The sequence below is a fragment of the Flavitalea antarctica genome (genome assembly GCF_054461535.1).
The window spans coordinates 87,643-109,110 of sequence record NZ_JBTLQG010000010.1 but is presented as its reverse complement, the minus strand read 5'-3'; the positions used below and the strand labels follow the sequence as shown (position 1 = coordinate 109,110).

At 43.5% G+C, this 21,468-nt stretch carries 18 protein-coding genes; 9 read left to right on the top strand and 9 right to left on the bottom strand.

The window, feature by feature from the left end:
* The first annotated feature begins 537 nt into the window (after positions 1–537).
* The 3 genes from ACX0G7_RS12040 to ACX0G7_RS12030 are packed head-to-tail and all read left to right on the top strand — an operon-like array spanning position 538 to position 6,199.
* On the top strand, positions 538–3,573 hold the full coding sequence (locus ACX0G7_RS12040; protein ID WP_458923722.1) for a SusC/RagA family TonB-linked outer membrane protein: 3,036 nt from the start codon (positions 538–540) through the stop codon (positions 3,571–3,573).
* A 9-nt stretch (positions 3,574–3,582) separates the two neighbouring features.
* Entirely contained in the window at positions 3,583–5,112 is a 1,530-nt protein-coding gene (locus ACX0G7_RS12035) for a RagB/SusD family nutrient uptake outer membrane protein (RefSeq protein WP_458923721.1), read from the top strand.
* 55 nt (positions 5,113–5,167) lie between these two features.
* Positions 5,168–6,199 (top strand): redoxin family protein, encoded by a 1,032-nt coding sequence (locus tag ACX0G7_RS12030; protein WP_458923720.1) that lies wholly within the window; start codon positions 5,168–5,170, stop codon positions 6,197–6,199.
* Between the two features lie 114 nt (positions 6,200–6,313).
* Here the strand turns inward: ACX0G7_RS12030 and ACX0G7_RS12025 are convergent, their stop codons facing one another.
* On the bottom strand, positions 6,314–9,094 hold the full coding sequence (locus ACX0G7_RS12025) for a PAS domain-containing sensor histidine kinase (RefSeq protein ID WP_458923719.1): 2,781 nt from the start codon (positions 9,092–9,094) through the stop codon (positions 6,314–6,316).
* Positions 9,095–9,459: 365 nt separating this feature from the next.
* On the opposite strand from ACX0G7_RS12025, the gene ACX0G7_RS12020 reads away from it, so the two are divergent.
* From ACX0G7_RS12020 to ACX0G7_RS12010, 3 genes are all read left to right on the top strand, one after another.
* Positions 9,460–9,906 carry a VOC family protein gene (locus tag ACX0G7_RS12020; protein WP_458923718.1) on the top strand — a complete coding sequence of 149 codons (447 nt, stop codon included), beginning with the start codon at positions 9,460–9,462 and terminating at the stop codon, positions 9,904–9,906.
* A 65-nt stretch (positions 9,907–9,971) separates the two neighbouring features.
* Complete coding sequence (locus tag ACX0G7_RS12015; RefSeq protein WP_458923717.1) at positions 9,972–10,613, top strand: carbonic anhydrase; 642 nt, start codon at positions 9,972–9,974, stop codon at positions 10,611–10,613.
* A gap of 11 nt (positions 10,614–10,624) precedes the next feature.
* Positions 10,625–11,656, top strand: a complete 1,032-nt coding sequence (locus ACX0G7_RS12010; protein ID WP_458923716.1) for a bestrophin family protein — start codon at positions 10,625–10,627, stop codon at positions 11,654–11,656.
* Positions 11,657–11,679: 23 nt separating this feature from the next.
* Here ACX0G7_RS12010 and rnk read toward each other — a convergent pair whose 3' ends face one another.
* From rnk to ACX0G7_RS11980, 6 genes are all read right to left on the bottom strand, one after another.
* On the bottom strand, positions 11,680–12,087 hold the full coding sequence (gene rnk / locus ACX0G7_RS12005; RefSeq protein ID WP_458923715.1) for a nucleoside diphosphate kinase regulator: 408 nt from the start codon (positions 12,085–12,087) through the stop codon (positions 11,680–11,682).
* Positions 12,088–12,107: 20 nt separating this feature from the next.
* On the bottom strand, positions 12,108–12,356 hold the full coding sequence (locus tag ACX0G7_RS12000) for a hypothetical protein (protein WP_458923714.1): 249 nt from the start codon (positions 12,354–12,356) through the stop codon (positions 12,108–12,110).
* Positions 12,357–12,903: 547 nt separating this feature from the next.
* Positions 12,904–13,392, bottom strand: coding sequence for a DUF983 domain-containing protein (locus ACX0G7_RS11995; RefSeq protein ID WP_458923713.1), 489 nt, complete (start codon positions 13,390–13,392; stop codon positions 12,904–12,906).
* A 54-nt stretch (positions 13,393–13,446) separates the two neighbouring features.
* The gene (locus tag ACX0G7_RS11990; RefSeq protein ID WP_458923712.1) at positions 13,447–14,340 is read right to left on the bottom strand and encodes an AraC family transcriptional regulator; all 894 of its coding nucleotides are present in this window, start codon (positions 14,338–14,340) and stop codon (positions 13,447–13,449) included.
* A 191-nt stretch (positions 14,341–14,531) separates the two neighbouring features.
* Positions 14,532–15,632, bottom strand: coding sequence for an AI-2E family transporter (locus tag ACX0G7_RS11985; RefSeq protein ID WP_458923711.1), 1,101 nt, complete (start codon positions 15,630–15,632; stop codon positions 14,532–14,534).
* Between the two features lie 39 nt (positions 15,633–15,671).
* Positions 15,672–16,169, bottom strand: a complete 498-nt coding sequence (locus ACX0G7_RS11980) for a DinB family protein (RefSeq protein WP_458923710.1) — start codon at positions 16,167–16,169, stop codon at positions 15,672–15,674.
* A gap of 153 nt (positions 16,170–16,322) precedes the next feature.
* Here ACX0G7_RS11980 and ACX0G7_RS11975 point away from each other — a divergent pair, with 153 nt between their 5' ends.
* From ACX0G7_RS11975 to ACX0G7_RS11965, 3 genes are all read left to right on the top strand, one after another.
* The gene (locus ACX0G7_RS11975; RefSeq protein WP_458923709.1) at positions 16,323–16,901 is read left to right on the top strand and encodes a Crp/Fnr family transcriptional regulator; all 579 of its coding nucleotides are present in this window, start codon (positions 16,323–16,325) and stop codon (positions 16,899–16,901) included.
* An 89-nt stretch (positions 16,902–16,990) separates the two neighbouring features.
* A complete protein-coding gene (locus ACX0G7_RS11970) occupies positions 16,991–17,422 on the top strand; it encodes an ABA4-like family protein (RefSeq protein WP_458923708.1) in 432 nt (143 codons plus the stop codon).
* Positions 17,423–17,439: 17 nt separating this feature from the next.
* Positions 17,440–18,198, top strand: coding sequence for a hypothetical protein (locus ACX0G7_RS11965; protein WP_458923707.1), 759 nt, complete (start codon positions 17,440–17,442; stop codon positions 18,196–18,198).
* Between the two features lie 62 nt (positions 18,199–18,260).
* Here the strand turns inward: ACX0G7_RS11965 and ACX0G7_RS11960 are convergent, their stop codons facing one another.
* Both ACX0G7_RS11960 and ACX0G7_RS11955 read right to left on the bottom strand, forming a co-directional pair.
* Entirely contained in the window at positions 18,261–19,436 is a 1,176-nt protein-coding gene (locus ACX0G7_RS11960) for a DUF3095 domain-containing protein (RefSeq protein ID WP_458923706.1), read from the bottom strand.
* A 328-nt stretch (positions 19,437–19,764) separates the two neighbouring features.
* On the bottom strand, positions 19,765–21,165 hold the full coding sequence (locus tag ACX0G7_RS11955; protein ID WP_458923705.1) for a Gfo/Idh/MocA family protein: 1,401 nt from the start codon (positions 21,163–21,165) through the stop codon (positions 19,765–19,767).
* Between the last annotated feature and the right edge of the window lie 303 nt (positions 21,166–21,468).

Sequence of the window (21,468 nt, the reverse complement as noted above, 5' to 3'; positions counted from 1 at the left end):
CATCCTCAGATGATCAAATCTCTGAAAAGTTTTGCTTAATGGCTAATCTATGTTTCAATGGGTATGTTTGAAGCAAAAGGCGTCCGTATCAAGGAAGCGCGTAAATGAAGATAGGCGAGGTGTTCATAGTGGGATAAGGCAGCAATTTTTCCAAATTCTATTTATCTCACGAAGGACAACTGTAGCACTTACTTGTAACAAAGTAACAGCTATAGTTGTCCTTTTTTTTTATGCTGCTGTAAAAAGTTTTGGCAGTTACAAAATCATTCTTTTATATTTGTCTATCAAAATAGTAGACTAATAACCATCTCATTCCAAAACTAACTAAGATGCACAATCGAATGTCTGCATTAATTTGCTTCGGATTTGTAAGTCCCAATCAGCACGGTTCCGCCTATCGTTGTTAAACGATACCTCCCACTATCGATTGCTATTTCCTGCGTTGTTTTGGATTTTAGTCACCACGTTTCCAAGTGATAAGGGAAATCTTTTGCCTACATGAATCGTAATCTTATTCATAATTAAATTTATTGTTTGATGAAACAAAAGTTGCGGACCTGGTTATCGGCCCTTGCGATAATGCCGGTCCTGCTATTTGCTCAGTCCACTCAGCCCGTTATTAATTCCGTACTTAGCGGCCAGGTAATCGATATCAAAACCGGGGCGCCACTCGAAGGCGCCAGTGTAAGTATCAAAGGAACTACTCACAATATCGTGACAGACAATAAGGGAACATTCAATTTCCGGACAGGTCAAACGCTTCCGTATGAGCTTGTGGTAAGCTATGTTGGTTATAAATCGCAGGAACTCACAGCATCTGCCAATCATATCATTGTAAAACTTGAGGAACTGTCATCCCAGCTTGGGGATGTGGTTGTTACAGGTGTTGCGCAGGGTACCACCCGCAAGAAGTTATCATTCGCCCTTACAAAAGTCACCACAGAACAATTAAACACTGTACCAGCTTCAGACGCTTCCCAATCTTTGCGGGGGAAGGTTGCCGGTATCCAGATTGATCAATCAGCCGGTAATGAAGGTGCGACCGTTTATCTGCGCGGAGCTAAATCCATCAATGGTAATATAGCCCCATTGCTGGTTGTTGATGGCTTTGTGACCAGCCTTGAATTATCTGATATTAATCCGCAGGACATCGAATCGATAGAGGTTGTGAAGGGCGCTGCTGCTTCGGCTTTATATGGAACCCGTGGCGAGGGTGGGGTAATACAGGTGCTGACAAAAAAAGGAAGAGCATCTAACAAACTCATGGTGACATTGGATAACGAATATGGAGTGAGTAATGTTCAAAGAACTCCTCCTACTTCCCAACATCACTTTTATAAAACGAATCCTGATGGCTCATTCGTCCTGGGTGCAGGTAATAATCGCACCCTTGATTTTAAGGGTAATGGATTTTCGCTGAATCAGCACAGGTACACGACTTATCATGATAACGTAAACAACATGTTAAGTAACAATCCATATTTTGCAAACTTTATTTCAGTTGCAACGGCGGGCGAGAAATATAGTCTGTATGCGTCTTTTCAAAATCAGTCCAGGGGCGGTATCGCTGAACCAATAGGACCTGATACCAGGAGAACCGCTATGCTTAACGTTGGATTCAAACCTGATAAACGTCTGGAAGCGGATGTAACCGTGCAGTATTATAGCCGCAATACGCCATCAGCTTCGGTTTCATCAAGTGGTGCAGGATCTGTCTTATATTCAGCCTTAATCTACGAGCCATTTATTGATCTTACCGAAAAGCAGGCGGATGGACGTTATGCCTATAAACCATATGGCTTTGATATCCAGAAATTCAATGTCGGGAATCCCTTCTACCAGTTAAGTTACCGGGAGTATGAAAGCCTGAGTAATAATTATTTTATAGGTGGAAAGCTTAAATATAAATTTTCCAGGAAATTATCAGCAGAGGTTAATGGTGCATTTCAAAACGAATACAGCGAGATCGAAGATTATTATCCCATTGGCTACCAGACCTTAACCCCTGATATCACAAAGAACAATGGGTATTACGGCCTGGCGAATGAGCGCGTATCTTCAAAAAATGGTCAATTACAATTCAACTATAATGATCATTTTGGTGACTTTGACCTTGGAGTTAATCTTAAAACGGTTTACGAAGAATCAAGGCTAAAGGGACTTTCAGGTTCAGGCTATAATCTCAGCGCCCCGGTAAAAAGCCTGGAAGTAGCTGAGGCATCCACCAGGTCAACAACCTCACTTTGGAACCAGCTTGTAAACTATGGTTATTTTCTGAACATCAAGACTGCGTGGAGGAATAAAATCTTTGTTGACCTGCTTGGTCGTTATGATCTCAGTTCAAGGTTCGGTTCAGATGTTGACGCAGCATTCTTCCCGAGAGCTTCTATAGCATACAGGCTCACTGAAGACGTGGACCTTGGAGTCCTGACAGATCTTAAATTCAGGGCTGCTTACGGACAGGCAGGAAGTCTGCCACCATTTGGGGCAAAGGATAGCCGTGTTACACTGTCCAGTTCTGGCGGCGTAAGTTATACCCGCAGGGATAATACTGAACTAACACGAGCAGTGACCTCCGAGCTGGAGCTGGGTATTGATGCGGTGCTTTTTAATAAGATTAATATCCAGGCTAATTACGCCAATGCAGTCAGCAAAAATGATTTCATACTCGTTCCGGCTTTTCCACCGACAACCGGAACCGCAGGCATCTGGGATAATCTCGGCGAAGTAAAATCAAATTCCATCGAGCTGGAGATCAACGGAAACCTCGTATCAAAAGGCACTTTCAAATGGGATGCGGGACTAACGTTCAGCCGTGTACGTAGTTTGATTACGTCCCTCGGTGATGTCCCTGAATTTACTTCACAGGATTTCCGCAAAGCTGCAGGTATCAGTCCTTATGCATATTACGGATACAGTATCCTTACAAGTCTTGACCAGTTAGAAACTGATGAAAAGGGTTTCGTATCAAATGCTGCGGGCGGCGTCTTAAAGCCGGAAGATTTCACTGTTAATAGTATTGGATTTGTGGTACGTAAGGACCGGGTCGGCACTGCTAATGAAGCACCTGTTTTTTATGAAAATGCAGCCACGGGAAATACGAAGGTGATTGGTGACGCACAGGCTGACTTCCAGGTAGGCTATTCAAACACCATCAGCTGGGGACCATTCTCGCTATACACGGTGCTCGACTGGAAACAGGGTGGTCAGAAATATAATGAAACCGTGAACTATCTCACTTACCAGTACCGCTCTGAATTTACTGACAGGGCAGTAGCTGCGGGATTACCGCTTCCATTTGTTACTGCTGTATTTAATGCACAGCAGACAACCGATTACTGGATGGAACCCAGCGGCTATGTGTCACTGAGAGAAGTCTCCCTCAGCTATAGCCTTCCGGTTAAGAGTTTAGGTGTGTCCCGGGTTATCAGGAATGCTAAACTATCCTTCATTGGTCGAAATCTTTATACCTGGACAGATTTCACCGGGGTTACACCAGAAGGGTTTGATATTGATTTTTATGCCTATCCAATCTACCGGACTTTCAGTGGCAGGCTAACCTTAAATTTTTAAACGTTCAACATGAAACAAATTATTTATCTGCTCATAGCGGTAAGCTTTATTAGCTCCTGCAAAAAAACGGATTTTGATGATCCATCTTCGTTCACGAACAAGGAAGCAAATGATCTTATCAGGGACCTGGGATATAAGCTTGTAACCAGTAGTGTGCAAACAACATTCAATACCACCACCAGTTCTGCGGGTGTACACTTTAGCCTGCTGGCCGATCAAACCACCAATACAAACGGTAACTCTTCGTGGTGGGATTTTGCAAATGAGCCCAGGCTCAGGTTAAACAACAACGCTTCATATCGCGGTGCTGTTACCTGGAACACATTCTATAATAACTTTTACCAGGCCAACCTAGATGCTACTATTGCGCTCGATATCATCGAGGTGCAGAAAAAAGCGATTGTTGATAACCAGGGCAATGACCGCACAAACGATTGTCGCATTGCCGCTTACTTTTCCAAAGGCGTATCCCAGGGTTATCTCGGGGTAATATTCGATAAGGGAATTATAGTTGATGACCCTGATCTGACAACGCGCGATTTTCCGAATTCATACAAGGAACTTCTTACGAACGGCCTCAAACACATTGATAGGGCGATTGAGCTTGCCGAGGCATCATCCGCGTTGAAGTTTGATTTCCTAAGTGGTACGACTATTACAAAATCAGATTTTATCAAACTCTCGAATTCGCTTGCTGCGCGCATACTGGCTTCACTACCGAGAGACAGGGCAGAAGCGGCCGCGCTCGGGACTGGCCATTGGAATAGTGTCTTAGCCTATGCACAGAAAGGATTTTCAACTGACTTCACCATTGCTACGGTTACTGGCGGATATTACAATCAACTCGTTTCGCTGCTTGTTCAAAGAAATACTGACGGTTCAGGATGGCTGGCACCGGATATAAAAATTGCTTACCTGGCAGATAAGACGGGTAAAACCCCTTCATATTATCCGTCGACTGGTGTGTTACCGGCAATCATTTCAGATGATGCCAGGTTTTACCAATATTTCGGATACACCCCAAGTTTTGGTATCATGCTGGAATCCAGGGGAAGGGGTTTGTTTACAAATTATTTCCGCGTTCGCTGGTTCAATACAAGGAATACATTAAACACACCGGGTGCTATAAATCCATTTTTCCTGCTGGAAGAAATAAGGCTTCTGAAAGCGGAATCCAGATTCTGGCTGAAGGATTTTCCGGGTGCAGCTGCCGAACTGAATGCTGCAACAGCTTCACGCATTAGTAAAGGGAAATTACCACCGGTTATTGCAACGGAGGAAGGCGTGAAGAAAGCCCTTCATTATGAGTATGCCATTGAAATTGATGGTGCAGGCGGAGCTTTTGTACCATTCACCTTTATGAGAAGGAATAATCTTCTTATAGGCGGCACTCCCACTGAATATCCGCTTCCGCAACTACAACTGGAACTGACCAAGAATACCGTGTACACATTCGGGGGCAAGGGATTTTTTGGCGAGAAGGGGAGCAATGGAGAAACGGCCACAGCCTCCGATGAGGGCTGGAAATCTTCAGAATAACACCTCGTCTGGGAATTCGAATCTAACTAATCTCATCAAATAAAAAATACAGAAAATGATCATATCGACAACCTTGAAAAAGAGGTATCCTGTTCTCATCCTGTTTACCATCTTTTTAGGAATTTTTACAACCGGTCTCTATGCCAACCCGGTGAAGGAAAATATACAAATACGAGGCGAAGTGGTGGGCATCGCAGATCAGAAAAAGGTTTACCTGCAGCGCTACTTCAACAAAATGTTCTTCGTAATTGACTCTTCAGTCATCAAAAACGGCCGCTTTTCTTTTTCAACGAAACTTGAACTTCCCGAACTTTATGGCCTCGCTGTTGATACCAGCCTGATATCCCCGGTTTATCTCTTTATCGATGAAACCAAAGAAATCACTGTTAAACTGGACACCTCCGCTAATGGCAGAAAAACTTCCATTAGTGGCTCGGCCGCTACTGACCGTTTCAGGATTTATCAGAAAAATGCCCGAGCGACCGATATCGAAAAGTTTATCCGGGAAGATCCGTCTTCCATCGTGTCTGCATTTGTTCTTTATAGGTATTATTCCCCTTCATTGTCTGCAGATGATCTTATAAGATACACAGCGCTTCTTGACAAATCATTATCGCAAACACAATATGTGAAATTGTTGAATGAGCTTCCGGTCGCATTGAAATCAGTCTCTGTTGGATCACAGGCACCGGATTTTCAACTGCCGGATCCTGGTGGGAAAACAGTAAAACTTTCCGAACATTTTGGAAAAGTGCTGTTGGTCGATTTCTGGGCAGCCTGGTGCGGGCCATGCAGGCGTGAAAATCCAAACATTGTTCGAATCCATAATAAGTATAAGGAAAAAGGCTTTGATGTTTTCGGTGTCTCGCTGGACAGCAAAAAAGAAGCCTGGGTAAAAGCAATTGAAAAAGATAACCTGCGCTGGACACAGGTTTCTGATCTCAGGTTCTGGGATAGTGAACCGGCGAAGCTTTATGGAATCCGCGGCATACCTGGCAACGTGTTGTTAGATAAGTCTGGTAAAATAGTAGCCAGGAACATACACGGAGAAGAGCTCGAAAAAAAACTTGATGAACTTTTAAAATAAGAAGACCGGAACCCAGATCAAAAGCTGTCCATCTTTTTGGGCAGCTTTTCTTTTGCTTTTATCACTGATAAAGTGATGATAAGATCCATACAGTTTCTGCCCGTGTTAAGTCACTCAATGTGTAAGCCTTGTTGGAAAGTAGATTTTAAATACAGCGCCAACTCCTGTAACACCATCGGCACGGATATAGCCTTTGTGATTTTCAACAACTTTCTGAACTATGGCCAGCCCGACCCCGGTGCCCTGGTATTCTTCTCTTCCATGCAACCTGTAAAAGAGGTTAAAGATTCTTTCTCCATCTTCAGGATCAAAGCCGATTCCGTTGTCCCTTACCGTTATCTCATGGTAGATTTCACCGGGTAATGCATCAGGAATATATTGCCTGATATCCCGGCCTTCAACAAGATCTGCATCTATAGCAATTTCAGGTGGAACATTCTTCTTACGATATTTAAGCGCATTGTCAATTAAGTTCTGGAACAATTGCCGTAATTGACGTTTGTCGCCCGTTACTGTTGAAAGGCGGTTTATATGTACCCTGCCTTTAATTTCCGTGAGACTTATCTCCATATCTTCCAACACCTCATTGATTACTTCCGCAAGGTCTACATCGTTAAGCCCGGTAGCTCCAAGGGTGGTATTGGAATATGCCAAAAGATCATCTATCAGGTGACGCATCCTGGCGGTGGTATGCTGTATACGTTTTGCAATCGTTTTATTTTCTTCTGTCACCTGCTGGCCAAGCGTGATCAGCAAACGATCCAGGAGGATATGGATCTTTCTTAATGGTTCCTGCAGATCATGGGAAGCTGAATAGGCAAACTGGCTCAGTTTGTCGTTGACCTGCTTCAACTCACGGGTGCGTTCATTGATTTTCTGTTCAAGCAGGTCAGCAGTTCTCTTTTCATCTGTTATGTCAATGACGGTGCCAATAAGGAATGGTGTTAGATCACGATAATAATATTTACCATTCAAACGCACGAAGCGGACCGGGCCATCCGGAAGAACGATCCGGCTTTCGTAAAAAAGTTCACCAGTCACTTTAGCTTCCTCATGTGCTTTATTCCTGATGTGCTGGTCCTCCGGATGAATGGCATCAGTGAACACATTGTACGGCCAGACTTTACTTGGATCAAGTTGAAATATCTCCGCTGCACGGGCTGAATAAATCAATGTTTGTTCCGTCATGTTTATTTCAAAAGTGCCCATCCTCGCAGTCTCCACTGCAAGCCGCGTTCGTTCTTCACTTTGCTTTAGGGCTTCTTCCGCTAACTTTTGTTCATGGATATCGAAGCCCACCCCGAGGTATCCGTTGAACTCACCATTGGGTAAATAGCGCGGGTTGCCCTTGAATGCATGCCAGCGATATTTATTATCGTGTCTTCTCACCCGAACTGCTGGTATAAAATAAGATTGGCCTTTGCTGAATGCTTCGGTGTAATGTTCCATCACAACGGATACATCGTCAGGATGGATTATGCCATCCCAGGCACGGCCAAGGGCTTCTGCGTTGGTTTGCCCCGTATAATTAAGCCAGGTTTTGTTCCAATAGCTGACCTTCGCAAAAGAATCGGGCTGAATGATAAACACAAAAATGGGACTATCATCTGCCAGGTAACGAAACCTTTTCTCGCTTTCCCTTAGTTGCTGTTCTATTTTTTGTTGTTCGGTAACGTTGGTGTGAACGCCAACCCATTCACGGATCGAGCCATCCTCATTTTTCAGCGGTATCGCCCTTACAGAAAATGTTCCCCAGGACGCATCTTTCATCCGCACCCTGTGCTCATAGATAAATGTTTTTCGTTCACGTACGGCTTCGTTCCACGCATTTATTGAAGCTGCCGCATCTTCCGGATGCACCGCCTGCGCCCAACCGTAGTGCTGGTATTCCTCGAATGACTGCCCGGTCAACTTTGCCCATCCCTTCTGCTCACCGACCATTTCTCCTTCTGCACTGTTTGTCCATAGCACGCCTTGTATCGCTTCAATGGCTGCTTCAAATCGCTCGTTACTTTCCCGAAGCGCTTTTTTTGCTTTCATTTTATCCGTAACATCATTTGCGAACGCTAATACACCAGCTGCGTTCGTTTTGTCAGAGTCGTAGTAAGGCTGACAAAAAAGATTGAAATACTTGATTTCTTCTTTTCCTTCTATATTTAGTTTGACCGGATGTTCATAAGCTTCATAACTATCGCCGCTATCTCTTACATGATGCAGCACTTCAATGTAGCCGGCAGTGACAAGTTCCGGCATTACTTCACTGAGTGGTTTTCCTACAACATCCCTGCCCTTTCCCCAGACCGCGAAGGTGGGTTCATTCGCCAGTTCGATCTTAAGCTCGGGACCTCTCAGTATCTGTATGGCTATGGGAGCCTGCATAAACAGGCGGTGCTGTTTCTCAATATCTTTTAGTTCATTACTTCGGAGTTCCGTTTTAACCTGTGCGGAAACATCTTCTGACGTGTGCAGGATATATATCACGTTTCCCCCTGCATCCAATACAGGCTTATTATATATTTTCCAGTATAGCTCGGTAAAAGTGCCGGGAGTGTTTTCGAGATCATACCTGACAACCGGTAGCTGATGTATCGCCCTCGTTTTTATCACCTGTTCAAACGATGCGGCAACAAGATTCTGTCCGGCTGAATTTGGATCATCCGGGTTTGAGGGGTTCAAAGGAAAGGGCGCGAAGAATGGCTTATTGATCATGTCTTCCCGTGATAATCCTGCCCTTTTGCACATACCATCAGTAACTGCCAGGATGGTGTATTCTGGTTTATCAATGGCAACCAGAATGCTGTTACAGGGCATTGCTTCAAAAACGCGAAGATCTAACATAGGGAGTTGCTCAGCGGAGGAATCACCTGCGGGCATCAATGGATTTTTTACCTTCATCTGGTAAGGTCTGAATTTCTGAATATGGACAACCTATCCGGGATAAATGCGATCGGAAATCCGGGAAAAAAGAGTGACGAAATTAAGCTATTTGGCTTTTATTAAAGATAATTCACAAGTCTGATAGATAGCTCCAGATCTCAGGAAAAAAATAAGTATTCGGAATTAGCCTGAACTAAGAATTTACTCTTATCGCACAGTAATATTTTGGTTTGAAAAACGTATGTAGCCAAATCAATTTATCGGCGTTTGCTCAGCGTGATGCACACCCTGTAACCGTTGATAACCGGCTAAGCAGGGTTGATGCAATATTGCTAGCTTTGAGAGTAATAGTCCCGCTCTTTATTTATCCAAATTCGCTTGTTATGGAACAGGAAAATAAAACAATGAATGTAAAGCAGGCTGTCCCTTTTTTCATGGTCGTGGACATGGAAAGATCACTTCGTTATTACATAGACAAACTGCGCTTCGAAATCAAAATCAAGTGGGAACCGAATGGCCGGATCGAGTGGTGCTGGCTTCAGATCGGGGAGGCAGCAATTATGTTACAGGAATACCGTGAGCAAGTACCGGGTGAGGCAAGGGGGAAAGGCATCAGTATATGTTTTATGTGTGACGACGCGCTTACTATCTACAGCAGGCTCACTTCACAAGGACTGGAAGTGCCCGAACCTTTTGTCGGCAATAACTTATGGGTTGTTCAATGTACGGACCCTGATGGTTACAATTTGTGCTTCGAAAGTCCGACACCAATAACTGAAGGAACAACATACTCACAATGGAAAAGTCAGATACCTGGATCTTCTGAATGAATATCAGCCCCGATATCAACGTGATAATTATTTATATTTGAATTACACCCTCTAATTGTTGTGATATGGACCTATATAAACAGATTTTCGAAAATAACAGCAAATGGGTTGCTGAAAAAAAAGCAAGTCAACCCGATTTTTTTGAGCAACTTTCGCATGGCCAGTCGCCGGACATCTTATATATTGGTTGCAGTGATAGCAGGGTTACTGCCGAAGAAATTACCGGCACTCAACCAGGTCAAATGTTTGTACACAGGAATATAGCCAATCTCGTTCCAAATAATGATGGCAGTTCAACAGCCGTTATCGAATATGCTGTGGCTCATCTCAGGGTAAAGCAGATAGTGGTATGTGGTCATTATTTTTGTGGCGGTGTCAAAGCAGCTATGCAAAACAAGGACCTGGGAATGTTGAACCCCTGGCTTAGAAACATCCGTGATGTTTATCGGCTCCACAAGGATGAACTGAATAACATCACAAACGAAAATGAAAGGTATAACCGGCTGGTAGAGATTAACGTCGAGGAACAGTGCGTGAACGTCATCAAAATGGCGGTTGTTCAGAAAGCGTATCTAAGGACAGGGTATCCGCAGATACACGGTTGGGTTTTCGATATATCCACCGGTAAACTTACTGACCTGAACATAAATTTCAATAAAATACTGGCTTCTATCCAGGAGATATATGATTTGACCAGGGAAGTATAATTTAATCAGGCATGCACATTAAAAAGAATTATACCGTCAGGGAAATATATCTGCACACCGGGAAACATTTTGCCTGGCTGGTACCCTATGTAGTTATCATCGCGGTTTTGTATCGCTTTACTCCCTTGCGCGATTTTAATATACCATGGTTGCCGCTATCACTCATCGGTACAGCAGTTGCGTTTTATGTTGGCTTTAAAAACAACCAGGCTTACGATCGTATCTGGGAGGCACGAATCGTATGGGGTGGTATAGTAAACAGCAGCAGGATCTGGGGTTCGAATGTGAGAGCATTTATAGTCAATTATGATAATGGTAAGACTGAGGATGAGTTAACTGAGATAAAAAAGTTATTTCTTCATCGTCATATCGCATGGTTATATAAGTTGCGCAGCCAGTTGCTGGAACCAACATCATGGGAGCATGTAAGTCTCCGTGGGGCGTTTGGAAGGGATGGACGCGAGAAAATGAAAAGGTCGGGCCTTGGTTTATACGGCGATGATATCACCGACTCACAGGTCCGTCATTACCTGCCCGCCGTTGAATACTCAACATTATCTTCATTTAAAAATGCCGCAGCGCAAATGATCGATAAACAGTCGCAGGAACTTGCCACAGTAAGGCGACTTGGATATATCACTGAGTTTGAACACGTCAAACTGCAGGGAGTCCTTGATGATTTCTATGATCACCAGGGTAAAGCAGAGCGAATAAAAAAAACGCCCTTTCCCCGCCAGTTTGGTAGCTACGGTTTTATTATGATCTGCCTGTTTATTGTGATACTTCCGTTTGGATTTTTCTCTGAATTTAATAAGATCGGCAACTACGGAATCTGGCTTGCCATACCATTTATAATTGTGATCAGCTGGGTGTACATACTGATGGAGCTGGTTGGTGACTATTCGGAAAATCCTTTTGAAGGACTTGAAAATGATGTACCCATGTTATCTATTTGCCGGAACATCGAGATTGACCTGCTGCAACAGTTGGGGGAATCGAGTTTACCCCAACCGATACAGTCAGTCAATAATGTGTTGATGTAGCATGAGTGATCCTTAAGGCAGGATCAGTGGTTTTTCTGTTCGTTAATTACTTCAACTATGGTAAAGGTTTTTTTTCCGGCGGGTACCTGCCATTTAACCTGCTGACCCTGCCGGAAGCCGATAAGCGCTGTGCCTATCGGTGCCATAATGGAAATTTTCTTCTCTTTGATATTTGCCCTGTCGGGGGTCACCAAAGTAATCTCCATTATATCATCCTTTTGATCCGACTTCAATTTAACTCTGGAATTTAATCTCACGACATCAGTCGGCAGGTCTTCTTTGTTTACTAATTTTGCTTTTCTTAATTCTGCCTGTAGCAAATCCGCATTGCGCCGGTCAAATACAGGTTTATCTGAGCCTGCATACAGCAAAGCGTTAATAATATAGTAATCATCTTCTGCCACAATAAGTTGATTTTTGTTCTTTTGCATGGTAACTTTTTCTTTAATGATTAAATGCTCATTTCTGAAGCTTGTCTTCTGGTTCTTTGAAACTTATGACGGCGAAATGTTCTTCTGTAAGGTTGGTTAGCGTTCCGTTTCTTACTGGCAAATAGCACCAGTAGGGGGAATGACAGTGCTGAAACCCAATACCAATCAGTGTTATCAGTATAACCATTTCGTATCGAGATCGCGCTTAGCAATACCAGGAACAGGATCACAATCCTCTTCGCTGAGACTTCTTTATTATTAAGTATCATAGCTGAGATTTGAATTTTGGGTAGGCATAGCGATGCCGATGGACACAGCAATGCCTTGTCCTGACCAGGTAATATCTAACCGGCAACCGGTTTCAACACCTGGTGTGTAACTGAATATTATGTTGCCGAAAATGAACGGTAACCGGTACTTAAACACGGCTGCAGTTGTTATGTTAACCAGCGTTTATCCGGAAAACATAATCTCGCTAAAAACCAATATGGAATTAAGACCGGTGGCCCAGCCTCCGTTATAGGTGCGGCTGGGAATTAAGACTGAAAGTCCTTGGATGTTGGGAAGTAGTCAAGCCTTTTATCAAAAACTGAATCAACGCAGGCATACAATGACCTCATCGCAAGCGGGAGCTTGTTCGATTCAAAGGTCATTTTATGTGTAATGCTATACTGCATATGGCTAAGATAATAAACTAAGCTGATAATAAGACATCAGCACGCGCCTATTTAATATTGAGGGTATGATTTAACAGATTTTTTTCATGACATGGCTGCATACATTGTGCTACATAATTTTTTGTAGAAACACAGTTTCTTACCAATTATTTTCCTGTTCGCGGTTAACACGCTCCGGTTGTTCAACGGGGTTAGTTTGCCAGTCACGATCGTAACGGACAAAGAAAGCGAGCCATCCAGTTCTTGCTACCCGCATCAGGTAAGGCTGGATAAAAATAAGCAGGATGATATTTATTATCATCCAATAGAAAAACCGGTTATCTGTTGTTGAGATACCTATCGTGAGCGACCAGGCCGCTAAGGTAGCTACGGAAATCGCAATTGACAATGCATAGGAAACATAACTTGATCCGTAATAAAATCCTGGCTCAAGGTTAAATGGTTGGGCACACACCGGGCAGGTCTGATTCATTTTCATAGTTGTTTTTAACATCCAGGGATTATCTGAAATAAACATCTTTCCCTGGCGGCATCTGGGGCATTTGCAGGAAAACAGGCTGACTATCCCGTTTTCCGGACTATCGCTTACCTGGTTTTTTTTTGCTTCTATAACTGCCTTAGTGTTCATGATTCATTGAAGTCTTTAAGTAAATTTGTGAGTATTGATAGTTGAGTAGAGTGATCACGAATCCAGGAAAGATTTTCTGAACTCATCTGGCGTGATTCCTGTTTCTTTTTTAAAAAACCTGTTGAAATAAGAATTGTCTTTGAAATTGAGATCGTACGCAATTTCTGTTATAGTCATATCGGCATTCGTGAGCAGTCTTTTCGATTCTAACAATACCCTGTCCCTGATAAGATCACCGGCTGTTTTTCCCAACAGATCCTGGCAAAGCGCATTCAGGTGATTGGGGGTTATATACAACAGATCTGCATACTGTTTTGGAAGCTTCAAATCACGGTAGTGTTGTTCGATCAGCTCCTGGTAACTTCTCAAAAGCGTCATCTTGTGTTCAGCGCCTGGTTTAACTGGCTTGTGTCCGCAGTATCGTTCCGCCATTATGAAAATCTCCAGCAGGCGAATGCGTACCATGTCAAGGTGATGTTCTGTCTCACCGGTAGTTTCCTGCAAAAGCGATTCGAACAATCCAATCATTAGCTTGTGTGCCGCTTCGGGCAGGTTGCAGACTACAGATTCCGGATTGCCTCTTAAAAATCCAAATCTTTCCAGGTACCGTGGATGCGCCAGGAAGGGTGTGAATAAATTCTCCTCGAAATGGACAACATAACCTTTGATATTGTTATCGAAATGCCAGCTGTGCACTTGTCCTGGCGCCATAAAATACATCTGGAAAGGCTTAACCTTATAGTTACGGAAATCGATAGTGTGTGTGCCACTTCCTCCGGTGAAAAGTACCAGGTGAAAAAAAGAATGACGGTGCGGCCGGTGAAGATGTTCATAATGCTCTTCGAGATAGCTGTCAAACCGTTGGACCATCAGGTTGTGTCGTGCGCCACGTTCAATAGAACGGATGTCATAAACCGGAATTTTCGCCTTCTTTATTGACTTTGCCATTGATTACGAAATTACCTAACTACGGCCTTCCAGGGTGGTGGAATTAAATCGTTTTATGGTACTTTTTACTTATTGAGGCAAATACAATGATGGATTAAACTTACTTTCTTAGCGGCATAACTTTAGTTTGCATCTGGAATAAGTTTACTGTGTTGCGGCTATAGGTTATTTGAGTAACGTATTGGTGATGACTACGCCTTTGATTTTTTCTTTAGCCGGAGTTTACTTGTCCGGGTCGCATAACGATCGTCGCCAAGTACCATGCCCCAGGGTTTAAGACCATCAACCCGGTCGAATATTGCTTTTATAATGGCTATTCCGGGGATCGATAAAAACATGCCCGAAACACCGGCCAGCGCGCCTCCTACGAGTACACCCACTATACTTACCAGCGCATTGATTTTTACTTTTGAACTTACTACATAAGGCATCAGGAAGTTATTGTCGATAAACTGAACCACCAGGAGCACCGCACCAACCCAGATGATATCACTAAGATTTTGTGCCGTGGTAAGCGTTATTACCATGGCAATTACTGTCGCTATCAACATCCCTACATACGGTATCATATTTAAGATCGCAGCCATAACTGCGAGAAAAATGGGATACTCAATGCCAATGGCCAGGAAGCCTGCAGCATTCAGCCCGGTCACAATGGCCATCTCGATCAATAGCCCCACCATATAACTCTGGATGATACCGCGCGACTCATGCAAAACTCCCTCAACTTTTTCTTTATGTGTTTCATCGAACGAACTTACCAGGAACTTACGGATCAGGTTCCTGTAATACATGATGAGGAAAGTATAGATAGGAAGAAGGAAAATATATATCAGTACTGAAGCAGCACTAAGCACCGTGGTTCCAAGTACACCGGGCCCACTGCCCTGCATATTTTTAGTAGCATCCTTAACCGCTTTCTCCTGCTCCCGCTTTGTAAATTTGAAGTTATCCCTGATCCATTCCTGTACGGTTTCCAGGTGCTGGGTGAGATTCCTTTTAATTTTTGGTATGTCATCCACGAAACCTGCTATCTGAGAAGATAAAAAATATCCTATCGCTATTATTACCAGCAATGCCAGCAGTATTGCGAGTAACATAGCCACGACTTCGGGGAGCCCTTTGCGGGTAAGCCACCCGGATACGGGCAGTAACAGGAATGCCAATACGATAGCAAAGCAGATAGGCATCAGTATATCCTGCCCCAGGTAGATGAGGAGGCTGATGAGAGCTATGCTTATGAGGTTGAAGCTGAGTTTTGCGTAGAAGGGTAGTGGAGTAATTGGAGGCATGTAATTGTTTAGCCTAAATTACTTTTATTGGGTGACCGGTCAAAATGTTTTCTCGTCTGCAGAGGGGCCATAGATTGATGGGACCGCAATGTCGTTCATACGCATATAAACCGTTAACTGTCCGCGATGATGTACCCAATGGTTCAGCGTTTCGCTGATTGCTTTCAGCTTAGGAGAAGCGTATAACAATTGTCCGTGGTTCTTAAGCTCGAAATCAGTCTTCAATTGCTCGTCAGTAAAGTTGGCAAGGGCATCCTGAGCACTCTGCAAGTTTCTCTCATAATGTTCCAGCAGGGCTTTGGTGTCGCTCAATGCGAAGTTCTTGTAGGTAGCAAAATCGATGACCGAGTCTGTTATCATCAACGCGATCCATTTAGGGATTTCAGCGACCAGTAAAGCAAGGTACCCCAGCTCCATCGACTTTTCATGTGGTTTATATTTGTAAAGGTTGTCAGGAATTCTTTCAAGACACTTTCTTGTGGAAGTCGATTCGGCTTTAAGCTCTTCGCTGTAAGCCTTTATAACAATGTTTTCCATATTTTTAGGTTTCTGTAAAAGTATTAAAAACTGAAATTTCGAACCCGGTTTTTTGCCTTCATGTTGATGTCCGGTAAGCCCGGATTAAGTACAGTTTAGGTCCGTTTTTCGGAATTAGGGCTTAGTGTGACTGACTGTAAAACAACAAAAGAAATGTTTGAAGCGATTCATGCCTATTATCTTAACCTCGTGCCCCGGCTCAGCAAAGCCGACCTCGAAGCGCTTGATAAATGCCTGGTTGTACGTCGCATCCAAAAGGGTGATTTCCTGGTTAAAGCCGGCCAGGTCTGCCGGTTTGTTTCTTTCCTGAACAGCGGACTGGCAAGGCTGTATTACAACCTTGAAGGGAAAGATATCTCTATCGGATTTGTTTTACCTGGACAGTATACCTCAGAATATGAAAGTTTCCTGACTCAAAAACCCGCTGGTCAGAGTATCGATGCCTTAACCGATCTCGAAGTGATTGATCTTGGTTATAATGACATGCAGCGTTTGTATAAAGACTTCCCTGCCTACCAGGAGTTTGGCAGGAAGATAGCCGAAATGCTTTTTATCTATCTGAACCAGCGCACCACTGCCCTCCTCGCCATGAGTCCTGAAGAACGCTATCGTCATATGATCGCGGACCAGCCAGCCTTGTTGCAGCAGGTTCCTCAATATATGCTTGCTTCATTTATAGGGGTTACCCCGGAACATTTGAGCCGCATCCGTAAAAAGATAAGCCGCGTTTGAAATATTTCTTTGTTAGAAAAATCATCTTCTTAACATTTATCAATTGAAACCGGGTCAGGATTGCTGAGATTTGTTGTCAAACAGCAAACATGAACCCCGATCAAATCTTTTCGATCTGTAATACCCTGGCATTATCAGGCTGGATCATTCTTATTTTTCTCAGGTTCTGGAAAAAGCGTGATCAGTACGTTTTTGGCATTATCATCATACTCCTTGCCGTAATTTACTCCTGGCTGATTCTTTCCTCGATAGATAAAGATGTCTTTGAAAATTTCGGCACACTGTCAGGGGTCAGTATTCTTTTCCAAAATAAGCAAGCCTTGCTTGCGGGCTGGATTCATTACCTGGCCTTTGATCTTTTAGCAGGCATCTATATTATCAGGAATGCTGAAAAAAATAACATCAATCACTGGCTCACCGTACCAACGTTGCTGCTTACTTTTTTATTCGGTCCATTCGGATTGCTTCTATATTTTCTGTTGAGATGGGCGATGACCCGAAAATACTTTTCTGATTTTTAACGATTCAATCTTATCATATGTATTTTATTAATGAATTGAAAAGGAGGAACGCCGTTCTCTTCTGGTACAGCATGCTCAATTTTGCCGGCGCATTGGTTTGTGTTGTGTTATGTGTGACAACCGATGTTTATGTTAACGGGATAAATGCGTTTATCAAGCCCTTTAAATTCTTTCTGTCTATCGGTATTTTTTGTATGACCATGGGCTGGCTCATGTTTTACCTGGATCGGCCCTCCAAAGTGAGAGCTTATAATATCATGGCCGTTATTGTTTTTGCTTATGAAAGCTTTGTGATTACCTGGCAGGCTGCAAATGGAAGGCTATCTCATTTCAACAGCACCAGTTTTGTTTATCTCGCATTATACCAGCTGATGGGAGTAGCTATTGTAGTGCTTACGCTGTGGACCGGGTACATCGGTATTCTGTTCTTCCGCAAAAAAGACTGGAGTATCCCCATGAAATATGTTTGGGGCATCCGGTTGGGGATTGCCTTATTTGTATTGTTCGCGCTGGAAGGAGGTATAATGGGGGCGATGTTCAGACACACGATTGGTGGCGATGATGCAGGCAACGGACTACCCGTGGTCAACTGGAACCGTAAACATGGTGATCTGCGGATTGCGCATTTCTTCGGCATGCATGCCTTGCAGGCGCTGCCTTTGTTCGGCTATTTTGTTGCTTCAACAAATAAATCTGTTATCGTATTTGCCTCAGTTTATGTGGTCATTGTATTTGCAATACTGATCCAGGCACTGATGGGGTTGCCTTTATTTTGATTTTATATCACAAACGAAAAGAGATAGCCATTTGCATCACGCGTTTTACCAGGCCGGTGAGATCAGGATGCCTGGATGGTGGATTGCGAATTTGACAATTTTCGTTTCAGTTCCATGGCTGCGCGGGTATAGCCGCCTTCTGATCCATCTACGAAATGAATATGACCGTCTTCACGATCCCTGACATAACAGGACATGATGGACGAATTACTAACATGTAAACCATAAAGAATTTTACCATTCGATTCCATTCCATTTAGCTCAGCTTCCAGGGCAGTTCTCTGGCCCAGGGTGCCGGACATCACCGTATTTATCCTGCCATCTATAACCAATGTATCAGACATCTCTACCAGCCGGCGCAGGTAACCCTTGCCTATATTCGTGCGGAAGTATAAAGTGCCCAACTGGGTAAGAAACCATTCCTGGAAGAGCTTGAGCGATTTAACTTTTCCCAGGCTCGCCTGCATTTCATTTTTTAGCCTGGTCATCGTAGCATTCAACTTCAGTTTTGATACGGAGATCGGCTGCCTTGTGTTTGGATTACCATAGATCTCGTCTATTTTCCTGATTACTTCGCTGAAGATCTTTTGTTGATTGAAACCATCCCTTGATATTACAAGGAGTGTTACAACTTCATCTTTGTTTTCCGGTGGTGGTATCCGGTCCCAGCGACACTGCATGCCGGAAAGGTCAAGTTCATCATCTTCACCGGGCCGCTCTGCCAGCAGATAATCTTTTCCCTTAATTATTTTCTCGGCATGACTTAGGCCGTCACCGATCAATACCGGTATCGGAAAAAACTTTGACAGGCTTACTTTGCAGATTCTGAGACGATGTCCCATCTCATAAATAGTTCGAACAGGCATCGTCCCGATCCGCAGTTCAAGATCAAAAATTCTTTGTGTGTTTTCTTTATGTAAAATCAAAGCAGGGATAGCTTTGTTTACCAGTAACGGTGGAACAATAAATGTGGCCCCGTCGCCACCGAAAAAGAACGGGACGGTGATATCGAGTTTGAAAGCGAGATTCAGTAAGGAAACAATACTCCCGGTTGCAATAAGGTTGACATTTTCATGTAAACCTTTCTGAACTGCGGCAGTAGAGCTTTTTATGTCTGTGATGATGATGGACCAATCCGATGGAATGTCATAAAACAGATCTTCTGCAAGCAGCAGCTCAGCGATCGGGAGATCGTTGACAGGGAGGTTAGAAAAAAAATGATCAGTCTGGTCAGCCATTGCAGTCAGCTGCTTTAAAGTTTTGTGGATCGGCTGGATACGATGTTTTCCTAACCCGAAGTTACAGACAATTAAGCCCCATTGTATCGTGCGCGGTGACAAACATCCTGATATCATTTATCCATTCATCCCGGTACTTGTTCAGATAATTTTCATGACCGGCCGTTTGATAGATCTTCAAGTGTTTTAAGCCCTTTAAATTGGCAAAAATTTCATCTGTTTCTTCTTTGCTGACTTTTTTATCTTCAAGAATGATCCCAGCCACAAAAAAATAATTCCGGCAGAAATCACGATCTGATCCATGCCGGAATTAACAATGATGATAAGCTTAAACCAGCTTCATCTTAACGGGATCCCAGTTTATCACTTTCTTTTTAAAGTAACTATCGTTACAGGATAATGCCGGGGCCGCCGCCCTGAAACCAAATGTCGCATCTTCAACCACGGTTTTCCCTGTTCTCACTGCATCAAAGAAGTTGGTAAAATGATCCAGGTGATCGCTGTAGCCTTGCGGTGCTTTAAATTCCACATCTGGCTTTGTAGGTTTTTTTCTTTGTGCCTCGGTCCACTTGGCATTGTATTCCTTAGTCATTTCTTCCTGCATACTTTTAGAAAAAGTGAACACGGAATCATATCCGCCAAAGCCGGGCGCTTCCGGCATAAGGCTATGTTTGATATTCAGGTTATTACCACGCACTTCCATCACACCTTCTGACCCGGTGAACCTTATTAATTCCTGTCCGCCTGTGCCACTGATAAAATTAACCTGGAGCGTCAACTGGAAGGCCGGATGTTCCGGCGTATCACCATATTGCATTACACCGGCCATAACATCAGGGAGGTTGCGACCATCCTTCCAATAACTGAACTGGCCGGTACTATAGATTGTTTTTGGACCCATTGAATTGGTGATAAAATGTGTGCCGCTTAACAGGTGGATAAACAGATCACCAGCTACGCCGGTACCTACTTCTTTAAATGCGCGCCACCAGAAAAATTTCTTGGAATCGTAGGCCATCTTTTCAGTTACCTCGATAAACTTATCCCAGTCTGTAGTTTCGGCATTGGCGTCTTTTGGAATCGTATACTGCCATGCCCCGATCGAACTTTGACGATCGTAAGCAGCGTTTACCATATTCAATTTGCCAATCTCACCCGCAGCCAAAAGTTCCTTTGCTTTTGCAAGGGCAATACTGCTTACACGTTGACTGCCTACCTGTAAAACCTTACCGGTCTTTTTCTGGGCTTCAATAATGCCGGGGCCTTCACTTATCTTATAGATCATTGGCTTCTCGATGTACACAGCTTTGCCTTTGGCCAATGCATCCTTTGTGATGCGTGAGTGCCAGACATCTGTAGTAGCAACGATCACAGCATCAATGTCCGATCTGTCCAGGAGTTCTTTGTAGTTCCTCGTAGTATAGAGTTCATTGCCGTATTGCTCTTTGGCATTAACCAATCTACCGGGATAGAGATCACAAATACCTGCAAGTTCAACGCCCGGAACTTTCAACGCAGTAGTAAGATCGAAATGGCCCTGGACCCCGTACCCGATTACGCCAAGCCTTATCTTATCTGCGTTGGCAATCTTCCTTTCATAAAACAGGGTTCTCTGCTCTGCTTTTTCCTGCCCCGCCAGTGTACTCAACGGTGAAACTGCGGCCAACATACCCGTGGCGCCTATTTGCTGTAAAAATCTTCTGCGGGATGACCGGCTTTCTTTTGACATATGGTGCAATTTTGTTTTGGATGATCAAATTAATGAATTAAATGACTTGGTATGGATGCTCAGATTAATTTTTAGATGGCTGGTTCAGACAGGGAGGTTGTCAGCTGTTACCGGTAAAAATTTAACGAAGTGTTAATATAAGGATATATGATCAATGAACTCATCAAAATTTAAAGCTGGAAATTGGCCAATTTCCTGGATTAACGCCAATTGTTTTAAACAAAGAATGTGACCCGAAAAGTTTTGGGCATCATGGCAAAAAATCGCCGGAACCCGGCACCAGAAAGGGTTCGGCAAATCGAA

Excerpts from the sequence above, each read along its gene's own strand:
- ACX0G7_RS11995 (WP_458923713.1), bottom strand. The coding sequence starts at position 13,392 with ATGAACACTAAGGCAGTTATAGAAGCAAAAAAAAACCAGGTAAGCGAT.
- ACX0G7_RS12030 (WP_458923720.1), top strand. The coding sequence starts at position 5,168 with ATGATCATATCGACAACCTTGAAAAAGAGGTATCCTGTTCTCATCCTG.
- rnk (WP_458923715.1), bottom strand. The coding sequence starts at position 12,087 with ATGCAAAAGAACAAAAATCAACTTATTGTGGCAGAAGATGATTACTAT.
- ACX0G7_RS11985 (WP_458923711.1), bottom strand. The coding sequence starts at position 15,632 with ATGCCTCCAATTACTCCACTACCCTTCTACGCAAAACTCAGCTTCAAC.
- ACX0G7_RS12020 (WP_458923718.1), top strand. The coding sequence starts at position 9,460 with ATGGAACAGGAAAATAAAACAATGAATGTAAAGCAGGCTGTCCCTTTT.
- ACX0G7_RS12040 (WP_458923722.1), top strand. The coding sequence starts at position 538 with ATGAAACAAAAGTTGCGGACCTGGTTATCGGCCCTTGCGATAATGCCG.
- ACX0G7_RS12025 (WP_458923719.1), bottom strand. The coding sequence starts at position 9,094 with ATGAAGGTAAAAAATCCATTGATGCCCGCAGGTGATTCCTCCGCTGAG.
- ACX0G7_RS11980 (WP_458923710.1), bottom strand. The coding sequence starts at position 16,169 with ATGGAAAACATTGTTATAAAGGCTTACAGCGAAGAGCTTAAAGCCGAA.
- ACX0G7_RS11955 (WP_458923705.1), bottom strand. The coding sequence starts at position 21,165 with ATGTCAAAAGAAAGCCGGTCATCCCGCAGAAGATTTTTACAGCAAATA.
- ACX0G7_RS11960 (WP_458923706.1), bottom strand. The coding sequence starts at position 19,436 with ATGGCTGACCAGACTGATCATTTTTTTTCTAACCTCCCTGTCAACGAT.
- ACX0G7_RS11970 (WP_458923708.1), top strand. The coding sequence starts at position 16,991 with ATGAACCCCGATCAAATCTTTTCGATCTGTAATACCCTGGCATTATCA.
- ACX0G7_RS11990 (WP_458923712.1), bottom strand. The coding sequence starts at position 14,340 with ATGGCAAAGTCAATAAAGAAGGCGAAAATTCCGGTTTATGACATCCGT.
- ACX0G7_RS12000 (WP_458923714.1), bottom strand. The coding sequence starts at position 12,356 with ATGATACTTAATAATAAAGAAGTCTCAGCGAAGAGGATTGTGATCCTG.
- ACX0G7_RS11975 (WP_458923709.1), top strand. The coding sequence starts at position 16,323 with ATGTTTGAAGCGATTCATGCCTATTATCTTAACCTCGTGCCCCGGCTC.
- ACX0G7_RS11965 (WP_458923707.1), top strand. The coding sequence starts at position 17,440 with ATGTATTTTATTAATGAATTGAAAAGGAGGAACGCCGTTCTCTTCTGG.
- ACX0G7_RS12010 (WP_458923716.1), top strand. The coding sequence starts at position 10,625 with ATGCACATTAAAAAGAATTATACCGTCAGGGAAATATATCTGCACACC.
- ACX0G7_RS12035 (WP_458923721.1), top strand. The coding sequence starts at position 3,583 with ATGAAACAAATTATTTATCTGCTCATAGCGGTAAGCTTTATTAGCTCC.
- ACX0G7_RS12015 (WP_458923717.1), top strand. The coding sequence starts at position 9,972 with ATGGACCTATATAAACAGATTTTCGAAAATAACAGCAAATGGGTTGCT.